Consider the following 17,920-nt stretch of genomic DNA (forward strand, 5'->3'; position numbering starts at 1 on the left):
AGGGTGCGATTCATGACGATGGACCTGACTCGGCGTCAGTTGTTGCAGCGGGTGAGCGTCATTGGCGCCTTTACCGTGCTCGGCTCAACACCGGCACTGGCCGAACTGCTGCGCGCGCCACGCCTGATTCCCTGGCGCAACTGGTCGGGCGGCCAGAGTTGCCTGCCGGCGGCGCGGCTGGCGCCCAAGAACCTGGATGAGTTGACGCAAGTGGTGCGCCAGGCCCCCGGCAAGATTCGTCCGGTAGGCTCAGCGCACTCCTTCAGCGCGCTGGTGCCCACCGACGGCACCTTGCTGTCGCTGAGCTATTTCACCGGTTTGCTCGATCACGATGCGAAAACGCTGCAGGCCGAGTTCGCCGCCGGTACGCCGATGTCACGCATGGGCACGCCGCTCAAGGACATCGGCCAGGCCCTGCAAAACATGGCTGACATCGATTATCAGACCCTGGCGGGCGCGATCTCGACCTCGACCCACGGTACCGGCAAGAACTTTCAATCGTATTCGGCGCATGTCTGTGGCTTGCAGTTGGTGACCGCCAGCGGCGAGGTATTGGACTGCGACAGTACGCGTCATCCGCAGGTGTTCAACGCGGCGCGGGTGTCGCTAGGCGCACTCGGGGTGGCCACGAAAATTCGTCTACAAAACCGCTCGGCGTATCGCTTGCGGGAGCGACAGTGGATCGCCAAGACCGAAGAGTTACTGGAAGACCTGGACAAGAACACCCGGGAAAACCAGCACTGGGAAATGCTTGTGGTGACCCATTCCGACTACGCCTTGTCGATCGCCCTGAACGAAACCACCGACCCGGCCACACCGCCGGTGCCGGCGGATGAGGAGGGCGGCAACGAGTTTGTCACGCTGATCGAGAAGATCGACAAATACGCCAGCGACTTCCCGGACCTGCGCCGCACCATGCTCAATAACCTGCGCCACCTGGCCAGTTTCGATGACCGGGTGGGTGACTCGTTCGACATCTACGCCAACGTGCGCACGGTACGTTTCAACGAAATGGAATATTCCGTGCCGGCCGAATACGGCCCGGCCTGTTTACGCGAAATCCTCAAGCTGATCCAGGACAAGGACCTGCGCACCTGGTTTCCGATTGAATACCGGTACGTCAAGGCCGACGACATTCCCCTGAGCATGTTCGAAGGCCGCGACAGCTGTTCGATCTCGGTCCACCAGCATTACCAGATGGATCATCACAACTTCTTCGCCGCCATCGAGCCGATTTTCTGGAAGTACAACGGCCGGCCACACTGGGGCAAGTTGCATACCCTGAACGCGAAAAACCTGCAGCCGCTGTACCCGCGCTGGCAGGAATTCATCCAGGTGCGGCAGGCGCTCGACCCCAGCGGCAAATTTCTCAATGCGCATTTGTCATCGATTCTGGGGGTGAACTGATGGCCGTCAATCGCCGCAATTTCTTGCTTGGCACCGCGGGTGTCGGCGCCTTGTTGGTGGGGGTCGGGGCGTGGCTGCGGCCGGGTGACCGAGGCGCACCGTACAGCGATTACTTCCGTATGCTGAACCGCGAACTCAAGGACCACGGCCCGATGCGACCGGTGATGTTGATCGACCTTGATCGGCTGGATCACAACATCGATGTGGTGATGCAATCGGTCAAGCGCGCCGGCAAACACCTGCGCCTGGTGGAAAAGTCACTGCCGGCACCGGGGCTCCTGGCCTACATCGCCCAGCGCGCCGGCAGCCAACGGCTGATGTCGTTTCACCAACCCTTTCTCAACCATGATGCGGTGCAGTTTCCCGGGGCCGATATTCTGTTGGGCAAGCCGCTGCCGGTGCGTTCGGCCGAGCTGTTCTATCAGTCGCACAAGGGGCCTTTCGACCCTTCGAAGCAATTGCAATGGTTGCTCGATACACCGGAGCGCCTGCAGCAATACCTTGCCCTGGCTCAAGGGCTGGGCACGCGAATGCGGGTGAACATCGAACTGGATGTCGGGCTGCATCGCGGTGGCGTCAGCGACCTTGGCATACTCGGGCAGATGCTGGCGCTGATCAGCCAGCACCCGCAGCACCTGGAATTTGCCGGGTTCATGGGCTACGACCCGTTCGTGGGCATGGGCGTGCCGGGGATTCTGGGCTCGCCCGAGGAGCTGTTTGCCAAGGTGATGGTGATTTACCACCGCTGCGTCGACTTCACTCGCCAGCAATACCCTGGTTTGTGGCGCGAAGGGCTGACCCTCAACACGGCCGGCAGCCCGAGCTATCGCATGCATGAACACGAACAGCTCAGCAGCGAGGTGTCGGTAGGGACGGGGCTGCTCAAGCCCACTCATTATGATTTGCCGTCACTGGTGGAGCATGTGCCGGCCGCTTATATCGCCACGCCGGTGTTGAAAAACACCGGGGCGGTGAATATTCCGGCGCTGGATGACAAGTCCAGGCTGTTTTCCTGGTGGGACACCAATCAGCGCGAGACGTTTTTTATCTATGGCGGGAACTGGATGGCGGAGTTCGAATCGCCAGCGGGGTTGCAGAACAATGGCGTGTATGGCCGCAGCTCGAACCAGGAAATGGTCAATGGTTCGGCGGCGGTGGGGCTGACAATTGAGGATCAGGTGTTCTTGCGCCCGACCCAGACGGAGTCGGTGTTGTTGCAGTTCGGGGATTTGCTGGCGGTTCGGGGTGGGAAGATTGTGGATAGCTGGTCGGTGTATTCCTGAGGAAGATTCTGAGTCTGTTAAACCGCTATCGCGAGCAGGCTCGCTCCCACAGGGAAATGCATTCCAGAGTGTGGGAGCGAGCCTGCTCGCGAAGGGGTCAGTCAAAACGCATAGGGAATACTGACCTTCGCCCAAAGCATTTCCCCTTCAGGCCGGTTTTCCACGTCGAATTCCTTGGCCCAGCGAATCTCCGCGCTGGCGTATTTGAGAAAGGTCCAGTGTAGCGCCGGACCAATCGCAAACACCTGTCCGCGAACCCCGTCATTTACGTCCTGGCCATTGAACTGCACGGTGTGGCCGAACTGTTTGTCGTCGGTGGTTTGCTTGAGGTAGTAGCCGTTCAACCCGAGCATCAGGTCGTCGGTGATCTTGAAACTGGCCGAATAGTCGAAGTGGAAAATCTGCCCCGACTTGTAATCGGTGTCCTTGTTTTTCTCGTTGAAACTGTAGGTGGTCTTCATCGACACCTCGGTGCTGTCCGTCGGCAGCCAGGTGAAGGAAAACAGTGGTTTGTAGGTGTAGAAGTTGTTGCTGGTGTTGGCCAGGCGGTCAACGCTGTACTCGCCGGTCGGCACGGTGATTTCAATGGCGGCGCCGAGGGTCAGGTTCTTGCCCATGTCCCAGAGAATGATCGGCGCGACCGTGGTGTCGCCCATGCCTTCGCGGGTGTCCTGCAAGCCGAACACTGCGACCTCCTGCTTGAGCCAGGGCTGCGCGATGTAGCCGGCCAGCCGGCCGCCAAACACTCGCACCGGGCTGAGGTAATCCAGGCGCGGAACGACCGCCGTGGACTCGATCTCGACGTTCGGCACCTTGCCGCCGAGCGAACTGATGTTCAGTTTCGTGGCTTTGTAGTGGTTGTAGTAGAGGTTGAACGCAACCATGTTGTCCGGAAGGCTGTCGGGCGAAAGCGGCAACATGAAAAAACCGTCGGTGCCGGGGCCGATGTTGTCCACGCCAGCCTCGGTGGCCAGTGCCGGTTGCAGGGCGCAGACGCCGGCCAGGCCAATGACCAGTAGGGGAAGTGTCGTGCGGGTCGGGATCATGGGTGTACTCATTATTATTGTTAGCGGGCTGTCCGGCATCCATACGAGGGCCGCAACATAGAAATAAGCTGTCTGCGCCCTGCAAGGCAGGGTATTGGCGGCCATTTAGGGGGACTTCTGCGGACAGCCTTTGCACCCTGTGCTAACTTCCTTCGACATAACCGGTTACAAAAATAAGAATGCAGCTCGACCCGGAATGTATGGCCCCATGCAAATGAAAGTGACCGATCCCACCTTTGAACTGGCGCTGGTGTCGCCGTTTCTCCTGCAGACCCTGGCCGAAGTCGCCGAACAAAAAGGCATCCACCCCGAGAGCCTGTGCCGAGGGTTGGGTTTTACCTTTGAAGACCTGCAGGACCCGGCGCAGCGTATTTCCTATCGCCAGGCCGTGGCCATGATTCAGCGCGCGCTCAAGGCCTTGCCCAATCAGGGATTGGGCTTGTGGGTCGGCGCGCAGAATGTGCTCGGTACGTTGGGGTTGTTGGGGCATGTGTTGTCGCTGTGCAAGACCCTGCGCGATGCCTTCGAGTTGGGCATTCGCCATCAACACACCTCTGGCGGCATTGTCGTGTCGAGTGTGGAGGAGGCGGGGGATCGGGTGTTTGTCGACGCTGAATGCCGCTTGCCGTTCGCCGACGTGCAGTTGTTCGCGGTCGAGGAGTTTTTCGCCAGCTTGCTGGTGTACGGCCGGGCGCTGGTCGGGGCGGATTTCAAGCCGATGGCCGTGGAGTTCATGCATGCCGCGCCGGACTATCTCGGCGAATATTCGCGCCTGCTCGGGCCGGACGTGCGTTTCGGTTGCCTGCAAAACCGCATGGTGATCGATGCGTATTGGCTGGACGTTCACTTGCCCAATCACCATTCCCTGGCCCTGCGTCAGGCCGTGAAATTGCTCGAACTGGAAGCCGCGCAGGTGCACCAGAAAATGGATCTGATCCAGGCGGTGGAACGGGCGATTGCCCGGGACCTGACCGAGGGCAGCCACATCGAGAAAATCGCCGGCGACCTGAACATGAGTAGCCGCACCTTGCGCCGCCGCCTTACCGAACACGCGCTGACGTTTGAAACGCTGCTGGAACAAGTGCGCCAGGCCCGCACCATGAGCCTGCTGGCCAACCCGGACATGTCCATCGAACGCATCACCGAGGAAGTCGGCTATAGCGACGTGCGCAGCTTTCGCCGGGCGTTCAAGCGCTGGACCGGCATGAGCCCGAGTGCGTTCCGTAACGAAAGCCCCAGCGTGGTCTGATCTTTTTGTGGAGAGGGGGCTTGCCCCCTCACCACAGGTTCCTGGCCTCTGACGGCACACAAACCCTCGTACTCCGGTTAAACTCCATGCTCTTTTTCAAGGAGTTCATATGAGCCATTACCAGCCGGGCATTCTCGCCACCCCCGTTCCGCCTCAAGCCCGCCATATGTTCTTCGCCCTCGAATCCGCCGCGGCACTGCCGGCTGCACTCGACAACTTGATGCAACTGGTGGACGGGAAATCGGCTGTCGTCGGCTTCGGCGAATCCCTGGTCAAGGCGCTGGATGGGCAGATCGAAGGCCTGCGTACTTTCCCGGCACTGGCTGGGGTCGGTGTCGACAATCCGTCGACCCAACACGCGCTCTGGTGCTGGCTGCACGGTGAAGACCGTGGTGAGTTGCTCAACCGCAGCAACGCCATCGAAGCGGCACTGGCCCCGGCGTTGCGCCTGGTGCAGATGAACGAAACCTTCCGCCATATGAACGGCCATGACCTGACCGGCTTCGAAGACGGCACCGAGAACCCCCACGACGCAGCCGCCGTGGCCGCCGCCCTGGTGGGTGAGGGCGCGGACGGCACGGTGGGTGGCAGCTTTGCCGCGATCCAGCAGTGGCAGCATGACTTGAAAGGTTTCCATGGGCTGTCGGCGGATGAAAAAGACAACATCATGGGCCGGCGCTTGAGCGATAACGAAGAGATCGACGACGCGCCGGTTTCCGCCCACGTCAAACGCACCGCCCAGGAAAGCTTTGCGCCTGAAGCCTTCGTGGTGCGCCGTTCGATGCCGTGGATCGAAGGTGACCGCGCTGGCCTGATGTTCCTGGCCTTCGGTTTTTCCCTCGATGCCTTCGAAGCCCAACTGCGCCGTATGAGTGGCCTGGAAGACGGCATCACCGACGGTCTGTACCGCATCAGCCGTCCGATCACCGGTGGCTACTACTGGTGCCCGCCGCTCAAGGACGGTCGACTGGACCTGCGCGCATTGCGCATCGTCTGAGTAGCAAGGAGAGCCTATGAACCTGGTGCGTTGGGGCATGATCGGTTGTGGCAGCGTCGCTGAACGCAAAAGCGCGCCGGCCTTCTACAAAGCGCCCGGATCGGCGTTGGTGGCGGTGATGGGCCGGCGCCTTGAAGCCGTCACCGACTACGCCGCGCGCCACGGCATCGTGCGGGTCTACACTGATGCGCAGGCGCTGATCAACGATCCCGAAGTCGACGCGGTGTACATCGCCACGCCACCCGACAGCCATCACGCCTATGCCTTGCAGGTGGCCGCCGCCGGCAAGCATTGCTGCGTCGAAAAACCGATGGCGTTGAATGCCGGGCAAAGTCGTGAAATGCAGCAGGTGTTTGCCGATGCCGGGCTGCACCTGTTCGTGTCCTATTACCGACGTTCGTTGCCACGCTTCCGGCAAGTGCGGCAATGGCTGGAAGAGGGGCGGATCGGCGAGGTCCGGCACTTGAGCTGGACCCTCACCAAAGCCCCGTCGGCAGCGGACCGGAACGGCAGTGAAAATTGGCGCACCGATCCGGCGATTGCCGGTGGTGGCTACTTTGCGGATCTGGCCAGCCATGGCCTGGACCTGTTTCAGTACCTGTTCGGCGATATCGTCGAAGTCGCCGGGTTCACCGCACGTCAGGCCGGTTTGTACGCGGCCGAAGATGCCGTCAGCGCCACTTGGCGGTTTTCCAGCGGGGCACTGGGCATGGGCTGCTGGAACTTCGTTGCAGACCGTCGCGAAGACCGGGTCGAAGTGATTGGCAGTACAGGCCGGATCACTTTTTCAGTGTTCGATGAGCACCCGATCGAGCTGCACGCCGATGAACGCCTCAGCCTGAACATCGAGCATCACGCACACATTCAGTGGCACCACGTCCTGGGCATGAATGCGCATATTCGTGGCGAAGCGCAGCACCCGGCGGTGGCCGAGCAGGCGCTGAAGACCGATTGGGTGATGGACCAGATCCTCAAGCGGCACTGATTCTTCAGACCACACATAATCCCTTGTGGGAGCGGGCTTGCTCGCGAAGAGGGAGTGTCAGTCGACGCCAATGTTGTTTGACACACCGCCTTCGCGAGCAAGTCGGATCGCCGCACCGCCGCTCCCACAATTGTTCTTGCTTCGCACTTCTAACCTTATGCGCATTCGGTATTTCTCAAGCGTGTCATAACCTCACTAAGATCACGTCATAACTCGTTATAACAAGTGATCTGCCATGACCGATAACGTTCTATCCATCAGCAGCGTCCCGTTGCACACCCAGCTGCGAGACGTGCTGCGCACCCGCATCCTCGACGGCGAATACCCCCAAGACAGCCAGATGCCTTCCGAAAGCGAACTTGGCGCGTTGTTCAAGGTCAGCCGCATCACGGTGCGCCAGGCCTTGGGTGACCTGCAAAAGGAAGGGCTGATCTTCAAGATCCACGGCAAGGGCACCTTCGTCGCCAAGCCGAAAACCTTCCAGAACGTCAGCACCCTGCAAGGCCTGGCCGAGTCCATGACCGGTCGCGGCTATGAGGTGATCAACCGCCTGCGCAGCTTCAAGTTCATTGCCGCCGAAAAGCTCGTCGCCGAGCGTTTGCAGGTGGCCGAAGGCGAGGTCGTGGCGCAGATCAAACGGGTGCGCCTGATCAATCGCGAGCCGATTTCCCTGGAAATCACTTACCTGCCCAAGGCCGTTGGTGAGCGCCTGGAAAAAGCCGACCTGGTCACCCGCGACATTTTCCAGATCCTGGAAAACGACTGCGGCCTGGCCCTGGGGCACGCCGACCTGGCCATCGATGCGGTACTGGCCGACAGCGACCTGACTCGGGCGCTGAACGTCGAACCCGGCTCGCCGATCATGCGCATCGAACGCTTGACCCACGATATCGAGGGTCGTCCGCTGGACTTCGAACACCTTTACTACCGTGGCGATGCCTTCCAGTACCGCCTGCGGATCGACCGGCAAAAAGGGGAGCAGGCATGACGCGCAGCACGTTGGAGCAGGAATACGACATCGTTGTCATTGGTGGCGGCACCGCCGGCCCCATGGCGGCGATCAAGGCCAAGGAACGCAACCGCGACCTGCGGGTGTTGTTGATCGACAAGGCCAACGTAAAGCGCAGCGGTGCGATCAGCATGGGCATGGACGGCCTGAATAACGCGATCATTCCCGGCCACTCGACGCCTGAGCAATACACCAAGGAAATCACCATCGCCAACGACGGCATCGTCAATCAGGCCGCGGTGTACGCCTATGCCACCCACAGCTTCGAGACCATCGAGCAACTGGACCGCTGGGGAGTGAAATTCGAGAAGGACGAAACCGGCGACTACGCGGTGAAAAAGGTCCACCACATGGGCGCTTATGTGTTGCCGATGCCGGAAGGGCACGACATCAAAAAGGTTCTGTACCGCCAGCTCAAGCGCGCACGGGTGAGCATCACCAATCGCCTGGTCTGCACCCGATTGCTGACGGATGAAGAGGGCGCGGTCAACGGCGTGATGGGCTTTGATTGCCGAACCGCTGACTTCCATGTGATCAAGGCCAAGGCGGTGATCCTCGCCTGCGGTGCCGCCGGACGCCTGGGGTTGCCGTCTTCGGGCTACCTGATGGGCACCTACGAAAACCCGACCAATGCCGGCGACGGCTACTCGATGGCCTACCACGCCGGGGCCGAGCTGGCGAACCTGGAATGCTTCCAGATCAACCCGTTGATCAAGGATTACAACGGCCCGGCCTGCGCCTACGTCACCGGCCCCTTGGGTGGCTACACCGCCAACAACAAGGGCGAACGCTTCATCGAGTGCGACTACTGGAGCGGGCAGATGATGTGGGAATTCCACCAGGAGCTGGAAAGCGGCAATGGCCCGGTGTTCCTCAAACTCGATCACCTGGCCGAGGAAACCATCCAGAACATCGAAGAGATCCTGCACAGCAACGAGCGTCCGAGTCGCGGCCAGTTCCACGCCAATCGCGGCACCGACTACCGCACGCAGATGGTCGAGATGCACATCTCGGAAATCGGCTTTTGCAGCGGGCATTCGGCCTCGGGGGTGTGGGTCAACGAGAAGGCCGAGACCTCGGTCAAGGGCTTGTACTCGGCGGGGGACATGGCTGCCGTGCCGCACAACTACATGCTCGGCGCGTTCACCTATGGCTGGTTCGCTGGCCACAACGCAGCGGATTTTGTCGCCGGGCGCGAGTTTTCAGCGCTGGATGCCCGGCAGATCGAAACCGAAAAACAGCGGGTTTACGCACCGCTGGACCGTGAACACGGCCTGCCACCGGCCCAGGTCGAATACAAGCTGCGACGCTTCGTCAACGACTACCTGCAACCGCCGAAAGTGACCAAGAAGATGCAGATCGGCCTGCAACGCTTCAGCGACATCCAGCGCGATCTCGACCAGATCAAGGCCCACAACGCCCACGAGCTGATGCGCGCCATGGAAGTCAGCATGATCCGCGACTGCGCCGAAATGGCCGCCCGCGCTTCATTGTTTCGCGCCGAAAGCCGCTGGGGGCTTTACCACCATCGCGTCGATCACCCGCAACGCAACGACCGCGACTGGTTCTGCCATTGCCACCTGAAGAAAGACGAAAACGGTTTGATGAGCAGTTTCAAGAAAGCCGTCGAGCCTTACATCATCCCGCTGGATGCCGACGAGATGCAGGCTTACGACCGGTTGCGGGTCGGTGCCGATGCGGCTTGATACCGACAACAAAAGAGAGACCGAACATGGCTTACCAACCCCAGGAAATCTTCTTCCGCTCCAACGCACCCGTCACGGTCGATGAGGACAAATGCATCGCCCACAAAGGCTGCACCGTGTGCGTCGACGTCTGCCCGATGGACCTGCTGGCGATCAACCCGGCCACGCAAAAGGCCTACATGGCGTTCGATGAATGCTGGTACTGCATGCCCTGTGAAAAGGACTGCCCGACGGGCGCTGTGAAAGTCGAGATCCCGTACCTGCTGCGCTGAAATACTGTCCATGTGGGAGCGGGCTTGCTCGCGAAGAGGCCAGCCCAGACAACAAAACGCCATCCGGCACCACCGGACGCCTGATTCAAGACACCCCTCGTTTCCCACCGCGCCCTGATCGTGGCGGAGACGAACATCCAATAAATGATTCGAGGGGAAACACTCATGATGTTGCGTGCAGCTTTGGCCGGTCTGGTACTGGCTTCATTCACCCTGTCGGCCTCGGCCGAAACCATCCGCATTGCCATCGGCACCCAGGACACCACCATCAACTGCGCCGCCGGCGGATTGTTGATTCGCGAACTCGGGCTGCTGGAAAAATACCTGCCCCACGATGGCCCCTACAAAGACGCCCAATACGAGGTGCAGTGGAAAAACTTCACCAGCGGCGCCCCCCTGACCAACGAAATGGTGGCCGGCAAACTCGACTTCGGCGCCATGGCCGATTTCCCCGGCGCGTTCAACGGCGTGGCGTTCGAAACGGCGGGCAAGCACAGCCTGTTCATCAGCGTGCTGTCGGGCAGTATCAAGGGCAGCGGCAACGGCATCGTGGTGCCAAGCGCATCGGGCGTGCAGTCGCTGGCAGAGCTCAAGGGCAAGACCATTTCCGTGCCGTTCGCTTCCACCGCCCACGGCATGCTGCTGCGCGCCGTCGCGGCCCAGGGCTGGGACCCGCTCAAGGACGTGAACATCATTGCCCAGCCGCCGGAAGTCGCCGGCTCCGCGTTGCAGGCCGGCAAGATCGATGCTCACGCTGACTTCGTGCCATTCGCCGAACTGTTCCCCAGCCGTGGTTTCGCCCGCAAGATTTATGACGGTTCCCAGGCCAACGCGCCGACCTTCCACGGTGCGCTGGTCGATCAGGCCTATGCGAAGAAGTACCCGGAAATCGTCGTCGCTTACCTGCGGGCGAGTATCGAAGCCAACCAGCTGCTGGCGGCTGAGCCGGAGAAGTACAGCGAATTGATCGCCAAGGTCACCGGGGTCGATGCCGAGGTCAATTACCTGTTCCATGGCCCCCTCGGTGTGCAGACCCGCGACCTGAGCTGGAAGCCGGAATACCGTCAGGCCGTGGGCACAGCCATCGATACCCTCAAGTTGTTGAAGAAGGCCGATCGCGGTCTGGATCTCAACACCTTCATCGACGACCAATACATCCGCGCCGCCTTCAAGGCCTCGAACCTGGACTACAGCGCGCAACTGGCCAGTTACGGGCAGACGCCGCTCAAGGCCGTCGATGCCACCAGCGGCAAAGCCATCACCGACTTCAGCCATGTGGCGGAAATCTGGGTGCGCGGCGAGCCGAAAGTCCGTCAGTACGCCTCGGCGCAAGCGGCGTTTGCCGCGCTGGCCAGCCTCAAGCAGGAAGGCAAGAGCATCCGCGCGGTGTACGCCCAGGCCAGCGACAGCGGGATCAAGCTGCTGGCGGATCAGGCGTGGTTTGCCACCGATGGCAAAGGGCAACTGAGTGCGTTCCTGCTCAAAGGTCAGGCCCAACAGTTCGCCACGGCCCAGGGCGGCAAGGTCCTCGACTTCACTGATGCCACTGCGCAGGCCGTGGCGGTTCGCTAACAGTCGTAACACCGCAATCCCCTGTGGGAGCGGGCTTGCTCGCGAATGCGGTTCAACATTCAACATCTGAGTTGACTGAAACACCGCTTTCGCGAGCAAGCCCGCTTGTGTCTAGATCCAGGGTTGAGAGGAATAATTGTGTACCGATCATATTCACGCTGGATCCCAAGAGCCGCATCCTTGCTGCTCTGCCTCGTATTCTGGCAACTCGCCGCCAGCCACCACTGGAACCTCGGCCTGGTGACCTTCGCCAATGTCCCGACACCCGTGGCGGTCATTGAAGCCGCCCTCGGCCTCGGCGACTCGGGCAAGCTCGCGCAGCACCTGGGCAGCAGCCTCGGCCGGGTATTCGCCGGTTACCTCGCGGCGCTGATCATCGGCGTGGCCCTGGGCCTGGCCATCGGCCGCTCGAAATGGGCCGAAGATCTGTTGCTGCCGCCCTTGGAAGTGCTGCGCCCGATCCCGGCGGTGGCGTGGATTCCCCTGGCGATCCTGATGTTTCCCTCGTCGGAACTGTCGATGGTGTTCATCACCTTCACTGGTGCACTGTTCCCGATCCTGCTCAACACCGTGCATGGCGTCGAAGGCGTCGACCCACGGCTGATCGCCTCGGCGAAAAGCCTCGGGGCAGGGCGCCGGGCAATCCTGCTGGAGGTCGTTCTGCCGGGTGCCGCGCCCAGCATCATCACCGGCCTGGCCATCGGCATGGGCACTTCGTGGTTCTGCCTGGTGACGGCGGAAATGATCTCCGGTCAATTCGGCATCGGCTATTACACCTGGGAGTCCTACACCATCCAGAACTACGCCGACATCGTGGTCGGCATGTTGCTGATCGGCGTGCTCGGGATGGGCAGCAGCCTGTTGATCAAGCGTCTGGGCGGGCTGTTCACGCCCTGGCATCGACCACGAGGAAAAGCCTGATGAGCGTTTTTCAACACATGGAAGGGCGTATCGATGTTCGCGGGCTGTCGATCAGCCTGGGTGAGGGGGCCGCGGCTTTCGAAGCGGTACAGGGCCTTGATTGCCAGATCGAACCGGGACAGTTCGTGTGCATTCTCGGGCCGTCCGGTTGCGGCAAGTCCACCTTGCTCGGCGCCCTGGCCGGCCACCTGCAACCGCGTACCGGCACCTTGAATGTGGATGGCGCGCCGGTTTCGGGGCCATCGCCGCAACGCGGCATGGTGTTCCAGCAGCACACCCTGTTTCCGTGGCGCACGGTGCGTGACAACGTGGCGTTCGGCTTGAAAATGCGCGGTGTCGGCAAGCTCGAACGGCACAAGGCGGCGGATGAAATCCTTGCGCTGGTAGGCCTCGAAGGTTTTGCCGGGCGCTGGCCCGATCAGCTCTCCGGCGGCATGCAGCAGCGAGTGGAAATCGCCAGGGTGCTGGTCAATCGACCGCGCCTGTTGCTGATGGACGAACCCTTCGGTGCCCTCGACGCCCTGACCCGGTTGAACATGCAGGAACTGCTGCTGGACATCTGGACGCGCATCCGCACCACCGTGGTGTTTGTCACCCATGACATCGACGAAGCGCTGTTCCTCGCCGATCGCCTGCTGGTCATGAGCTCGCGCCCCGGGCGAATCATCGAAGACCTGCGCCTGGATTTCCCCAGGCCGCGCAGCACGGAACTGGTGACCCGCCCTGAATTCTCGCACCTCAAGCGCCATTGCCTCGAACTCCTGCGGCACGAAGACGGTCGGCAACTGCCACGCCTGAACCCGCTCGGACTTCCCCCTGAAAACAAACTGCCGCGATTTGCCCTATGACCTCACTATTCGAAGTAACCGATAACGACGACATTCTTGCCCTGCAACCGCGCTTGACCGATGACGATCCCGGTGTGCGCCGGATCGCACTGATCGAGTTGGCCGATCTTGAGGAGCCGGACGGCCTGCTGTGGTTGATCGATCGACTGGCCGAAGACCCGATTGCAGACGTTCGCGCCGAAGCCGCGCGGTTGCTGGAAGCCTGGGAGGACGAGCCGGTGGTTGAGGCACTGTGCCAGGCCCTGACGGATCCATCCCCGGCGGTGCAGGTGGCCGCTGCGCAAAGCCTCAGCCTGCTCAAGAGTGAAGCGGCGGGCCGGGTCATTCTGCCGTGGACCGGGCACGCCGACAGCGGCGTACGCATTGCCGCGTTCAGGGCGTTGCGCGAGTTGCGTTGCCCCGATGCCGCCGATGCGGCGGCCCGGGCACTGGACGATGAAAGCGCCAGCGTGCGCCGCGAGGCAGTGGGCGTGCTCGGCTGGCTCAAGCAACTCGATGCCTTGCCGGCACTGGCGCGGCTGGCCAGCGCTGACCCGGACACCGACGTGCGACGCGCCGCCACCGGGGCGCTGGGCCTGGCGTCTGACGCACAAGTGCTGCCGGCCCTGCGCCAGGCCTTGCGCGACGATGCCTGGCAAGTCCGCGAAGAAGCCGCCACCACCCTGGGCAAGGTCGGCCACCTCGACGCCGGCCCGGCCCTGATCGACGCCTTGGGCGACGATTACTGGCAAGTGCGCCTGCGCGCCACCCGCAGCCTCGGTCGCTTGCGTTTTGTACCTGCCCTGGACGCACTGATCGACACCCTCGGCCACCGCATCAGCAACCTGCGCAAGGAAGCCGCCTTGGCCCTCGGCGAATTGAACGACCCACGGGCCATTGCGGCATTGCAGGACGCACAAGACGACGGCGACCCTGAAGTGCGCAAGGCCGTGCGCATTGCCTTGAGCCAACTGCAATGAACCCGCTGGCGATTGGCAATTCCCGCAGCAAACAGCAGTTGCGCCTGAATTGGCCGGATGGTCGCAAACAGGTGTTCGAACACGCCGAATTGCGTCGCCAGTGCCCGTGCTCGCAGTGCCGGGCGTTTCGGCTGCGAGGGATGGCGCCGATGGTGGATGAGCGGGTTCAGGTGATCGAGTTGCACTCGCAGGGGTATGGACTGCAACTGGTGTTCAGCGATGGGCATGAGCGGGGGATTTATCCGTGGGCTTATCTTGCTGGGCTTACCGACTGAATCGAATCCTTTTCCTCATCGGGAGTTGTCGCAGTCTGCGGCAGCTCCCCCGTGTGCGCTTCCAGTTGCTTATGTTGCGAATACAGGTTCAGTAACGGCTCGGATAAACGCATCGTCCACAGTCTTTACGCCATACCGATGCATGAACTCACTACCATTGGCAAAGCGATTGAAGCGTTGCTGGCTAATCATATAAAAATAATCACAATGGTTAATTACCTCATCAACATTGTGCGAGGAAACCAGAATAGCTGTGCCCTCCCTGGCGGCGCCGCGAAGGCATTGCCAAATATAGCGACGAAATTCTGGATCTACACCGGCAGTAGGTTCGTCGAGAATCACGAAGTCTGCAGAAATTGAAAGAAGAGAGAGAGTAAAGAACCAGCGTGTCTCTCCGTAGCTGCATAGCGATGATTTTTTGTTCCATATGTCTTGGTATCGATCGACTATCGCAGGGCTCCACGCACTTAGTTTTTTCAGGGTTTTATCTTGTGTCATAGGCTCGCTTGATGACAGCGCAGTCACCATTTTAAAGATGTCACGCATGCGCAACGGTGGGGGAGTGGAGATGATTTGAGAAAGGTATAAAAAGTGACTGAAGTCGTTTTTTATGAAACCGGACTTTGCTTTTTTAAGGTCACAGACGATATCGAAAAAAGTTGTTTTTCCAGATCCATTTGGTCCCAGAATGCCGACAATGTCGCCTTGAGCAACCTCAAGAGATGCTTGGGTCAAGAGGGGGTTGTCTGTATAGGAGAAATCGATGCTCTGCGCCGTGAATTTTTTCATCAGTATCGGCTCCATACGGGATTGATTCTCAGGTGCTTGAACGTTCTGTGCAGTACTGAAATAAATAAAAGAATTATTGCTGTCGTGATGAGTTTGTTGGATTCAAGATCTTGTTCCATTATCTGGCTTGCAAGTGTCAGTGGGTTTGCGAGGTTCAAAGTGTCGGTGATGGGGTTTGATCTGCTGGCACTCATTACTCCGAGGATCAACATGCAGAACGAGAAAATGGAAAGCAAAGTGTTCGAGTTCTGAAAGTTGATCGGCAACAATGAAAATGCAGCCCCAAAAGTGCAAAACATGATAAAACAGATGTAAAAGCGTAGTGCGATATTCAGTAATTCATTGAAGGCATAGTTTCCAAATGGGAGTTTGGTCGTTAAGTAAAAGGTTGCGCAATAAGATATCGATATTAACGAGTAGGCAATGAAGTGCGACAAAAGAAAAATCAGTTTCGATTCCTTGGAGTAAATAAAGGAACGGGTGAATCCGCTTTCCCTTCTTCCGATTATGTAAAAGGCGAATCCGAATAATGCGACACTTGAAGAGATGTAGGCATAAAACCATGCCGAAATCGTAATGTAGTTACTCGAAAAATAGTTGGGGTCTTGTCTGGTTATTGCAAAAAAATAGAACATCGCACAAGGTGATATCATGATCCAGAAAAAAGCGATGGGTTCTTTTAATTGTTCTTTTATGAATATTGACGTTAGGGAGAAAACTCTGGGTAAAATATTTTTAGTCATTGAGTGTCACTTTTTCAGGCTTGTTGTTTTTTATTTTGCTTTTATTTGTGGGGCGCTTGGCATTAAGTGGTGCTGCAAGGATTAGTTGATTTTACTGTTGGATGCAAGCGAGAGGATTTTGTGTCGTAGGGGGATTCCTGCATGTTTTTAAGATGCGTCCTGCATGATGTTAGGAACCTTAGTGGCTTGGTTTTGCTTTGGTGTGGATAGTTTCTAGCGTGGAACTGTGGAATTCCTTTTTGAAACTGTGTTTTAGTTTTCGGCAAGTAGAAATGATCTTGCTGTGTTGAGTAGAATATTTCTGTAGGAGTAAATGTGCGTTTTGTACTTTTTTTATGGATTTTTATTTTCTAGAGATGCTAATTTTTTAGAAAGGCGACGAACGGTAGGCCTTATTTTTTGATCGTCCGTTTTGTTCGAGTAAGGAGTGCTTGGTTTTACGTCTGCGGGCTATCGAGTTGCACACCAGGAGGATGGCCTGCTCTGGCACAACTCACCCCTGTAGGAGCGAGCCTGCTCGCGATAGCAGACTGACATTCAATATCGATGTTGACTGTGCTGGCCTTATCGCGAGCAGGCTCGCTCCTACACGGTCCTTGCCAGGAAAAAGCCAAAAGAGTACAAATGTACTCCATGACGACTCTGACTCCCCGCCGTACCGCCATCCTGACCTTTATCCGCGATCGCATCGCCGAGCACGGTCAGCCTCCGAGCCTCGCTGAAATCAGTGAGGCGTTCGGTTTCGCCTCCCGCAGTGTGGCGCGCAAGCATGTGCTGGCGCTGACCGAAGCCGGGTTTATCGAGGTCAACCCGAATCAGGCCCGGGGCATTCGCCTGCTCGGGCCGCCGCCGCGTCCCGAGTTGCTGGACATCCCGGTACTCGGCCGGGTGGCGGCTGGTGCGCCCATCGGTGCCGATGCCGAGGTGCACAGCCGCTTGCTGCTCGATCCTTCGATCTTCTCGCGGGTGCCGGACTACATGTTGCGGGTCCGGGGTGATTCGATGATCGAGGACGGGATCCTCGACGGCGACCTGGTGGGCGTGCACCGCAGCCCCGAGGCCGTTAATGGCCAGATCGTCGTGGCGCGACTCGATGGCGAAGTCACCATCAAGCGCTTCGAGCGTGTCGGCGATGTGGTTCGCCTGCTGCCACGCAACCCGGCCTACCAGCCGATCATTGTCGAGGCCGACCGGGACCTGGCCATCGAAGGCGTGTTCTGTGGCCTGGTGAGGCAAGGCTGATGGGTGCCGTCGTTGCGCTGGATACGCTGTTCAATGGCGGCCAGGTCTGGAAGGGCCGGCCTGCGCCACCGACTGCCAGCCCGCAACCCACCGGGCATGCCGCGCTGGACGCTGCGTTGCCCAGCGGTGGCTGGCCGGAGGCGGCGCTGACGGAAATCCTGTTGGCCGGGCAGGGCGTGGGCGAGTTGCAACTGGTGTGGCCGACGCTGGCACGGTTGTCGGCGGCGGGCGAGCGCATCGTGCTGGTGGCGCCGCCTTATGTGCCGTATCCCCAGGCGTGGCAGGGCGCCGGGGTCGATCTGCGTCAGTTGTCGATCATCCAGGCCAGCGAGCGCGATGCGCTGTGGGCCGCGGAACAATGCCTGCGTTCGGGCAGTTGCGGCGCGGTGCTGTGCTGGCCGCACAAGGCCGATGACCGCGCCTTGCGTCGCTTGCAGGTGGCGGCGGAAACCGGCCAGACCCTGGCCTTCGCCTATCGTCCCCTCGGTGAAGCGATCAACCCTTCGCCGGCGGCCCTGCGCATTGCCATCGATGCCCGACCGGCGCAACTGCGCGTGCTCAAGTGCCGCGGCGGCCTGGCCCGTTCGGCGCCGATTGCCTTCGCCGTGGGGCATTGA

18 protein-coding genes are annotated in these 17,920 nt (G+C 59.8%); 16 read left to right on the top strand and 2 right to left on the bottom strand.

The features are described 5' to 3' along the window. The first annotated feature begins 12 nt into the window (after positions 1–12). Positions 13–1,407, top strand: coding sequence for a D-arabinono-1,4-lactone oxidase (locus tag KGA85_RS20530; protein WP_411741677.1), 1,395 nt, complete (start codon positions 13–15; stop codon positions 1,405–1,407). A gap of 74 nt (positions 1,408–1,481) precedes the next feature. Further along, a complete protein-coding gene (locus tag KGA85_RS20535; protein ID WP_223457024.1) occupies positions 1,482–2,690 on the top strand; it encodes a DSD1 family PLP-dependent enzyme in 1,209 nt (402 codons plus the stop codon). A gap of 101 nt (positions 2,691–2,791) precedes the next feature. On the opposite strand, the gene KGA85_RS20540 is transcribed toward KGA85_RS20535, so the two are convergent. Continuing rightward, positions 2,792–3,736: a transporter gene (locus tag KGA85_RS20540; protein ID WP_223456982.1), complete on the bottom strand. Its 945-nt coding sequence runs from the start codon at positions 3,734–3,736 to the stop codon at positions 2,792–2,794. A gap of 208 nt (positions 3,737–3,944) precedes the next feature. On the opposite strand from KGA85_RS20540, the gene KGA85_RS20545 reads away from it, so the two are divergent. From KGA85_RS20545 to KGA85_RS20595, 11 genes are all read left to right on the top strand, one after another. After that, positions 3,945–4,985 carry an AraC family transcriptional regulator gene (locus KGA85_RS20545; protein WP_223456974.1) on the top strand — a complete coding sequence of 347 codons (1,041 nt, stop codon included), beginning with the start codon at positions 3,945–3,947 and terminating at the stop codon, positions 4,983–4,985. Between the two features lie 109 nt (positions 4,986–5,094). Next, a complete protein-coding gene (locus KGA85_RS20550) occupies positions 5,095–5,982 on the top strand; it encodes a Dyp-type peroxidase (RefSeq protein ID WP_223456972.1) in 888 nt (295 codons plus the stop codon). A gap of 16 nt (positions 5,983–5,998) precedes the next feature. Then, positions 5,999–6,967, top strand: a complete 969-nt coding sequence (locus tag KGA85_RS20555; protein WP_223532152.1) for a Gfo/Idh/MocA family protein — start codon at positions 5,999–6,001, stop codon at positions 6,965–6,967. 235 nt (positions 6,968–7,202) lie between these two features. After that, positions 7,203–7,955, top strand: coding sequence for a GntR family transcriptional regulator (locus KGA85_RS20560; RefSeq protein ID WP_223543343.1), 753 nt, complete (start codon positions 7,203–7,205; stop codon positions 7,953–7,955). Beyond that, positions 7,952–9,682: a fumarate reductase/succinate dehydrogenase flavoprotein subunit gene (locus tag KGA85_RS20565; RefSeq protein ID WP_223532154.1), complete on the top strand. Its 1,731-nt coding sequence runs from the start codon at positions 7,952–7,954 to the stop codon at positions 9,680–9,682. Before KGA85_RS20560 ends, KGA85_RS20565 begins: the two co-directional genes overlap by 4 nt. Positions 9,683–9,708: 26 nt before the next feature. After that, positions 9,709–9,954 (top strand): ferredoxin family protein, encoded by a 246-nt coding sequence (locus KGA85_RS20570; protein WP_003180418.1) that lies wholly within the window; start codon positions 9,709–9,711, stop codon positions 9,952–9,954. Positions 9,955–10,119: 165 nt separating this feature from the next. Then, positions 10,120–11,526 carry an ABC transporter substrate-binding protein gene (locus tag KGA85_RS20575; protein WP_223456964.1) on the top strand — a complete coding sequence of 469 codons (1,407 nt, stop codon included), beginning with the start codon at positions 10,120–10,122 and terminating at the stop codon, positions 11,524–11,526. Positions 11,527–11,664: 138 nt separating this feature from the next. Continuing rightward, positions 11,665–12,447: an ABC transporter permease gene (locus KGA85_RS20580; RefSeq protein ID WP_150755759.1), complete on the top strand. Its 783-nt coding sequence runs from the start codon at positions 11,665–11,667 to the stop codon at positions 12,445–12,447. Next, positions 12,447–13,295 carry an ABC transporter ATP-binding protein gene (locus KGA85_RS20585; RefSeq protein WP_223456962.1) on the top strand — a complete coding sequence of 283 codons (849 nt, stop codon included), beginning with the start codon at positions 12,447–12,449 and terminating at the stop codon, positions 13,293–13,295. The genes KGA85_RS20580 and KGA85_RS20585 overlap by 1 nt, the downstream gene beginning before the upstream one ends. Further along, positions 13,292–14,254: a HEAT repeat domain-containing protein gene (locus KGA85_RS20590; protein WP_223456960.1), complete on the top strand. Its 963-nt coding sequence runs from the start codon at positions 13,292–13,294 to the stop codon at positions 14,252–14,254. The genes KGA85_RS20585 and KGA85_RS20590 overlap by 4 nt, the downstream gene beginning before the upstream one ends. Continuing rightward, complete coding sequence (locus tag KGA85_RS20595) at positions 14,251–14,529, top strand: DUF971 domain-containing protein (RefSeq protein WP_223456958.1); 279 nt, start codon at positions 14,251–14,253, stop codon at positions 14,527–14,529. Before KGA85_RS20590 ends, KGA85_RS20595 begins: the two co-directional genes overlap by 4 nt. Before the next feature lie 69 nt (positions 14,530–14,598). Here KGA85_RS20595 and KGA85_RS20600 read toward each other — a convergent pair whose 3' ends face one another. After that, positions 14,599–15,318, bottom strand: coding sequence for an AAA family ATPase (locus KGA85_RS20600; protein WP_223456957.1), 720 nt, complete (start codon positions 15,316–15,318; stop codon positions 14,599–14,601). 651 nt (positions 15,319–15,969) lie between these two features. Between KGA85_RS20600 and KGA85_RS20605 the strand changes: the two genes are divergently transcribed. The 3 genes from KGA85_RS20605 (at position 15,970) to imuA (ending at position 17,920) form a co-directional block, all read left to right on the top strand. Beyond that, the gene (locus tag KGA85_RS20605; protein ID WP_223456955.1) at positions 15,970–16,146 is read left to right on the top strand and encodes a hypothetical protein; all 177 of its coding nucleotides are present in this window, start codon (positions 15,970–15,972) and stop codon (positions 16,144–16,146) included. A gap of 539 nt (positions 16,147–16,685) precedes the next feature. Further along, entirely contained in the window at positions 16,686–17,303 is a 618-nt protein-coding gene (gene lexA / locus KGA85_RS20610; RefSeq protein WP_223543344.1) for a transcriptional repressor LexA, read from the top strand. Further along, positions 17,303–17,920 (top strand): translesion DNA synthesis-associated protein ImuA, encoded by a 618-nt coding sequence (gene imuA, locus KGA85_RS20615; RefSeq protein WP_223543345.1) that lies wholly within the window; start codon positions 17,303–17,305, stop codon positions 17,918–17,920. Before lexA ends, imuA begins: the two co-directional genes overlap by 1 nt.

The sequence above is a fragment of the Pseudomonas sp. GL-B-12 genome, assembly GCF_019955895.1.
Lineage (GTDB): Bacteria > Pseudomonadota > Gammaproteobacteria > Pseudomonadales > Pseudomonadaceae > Aquipseudomonas.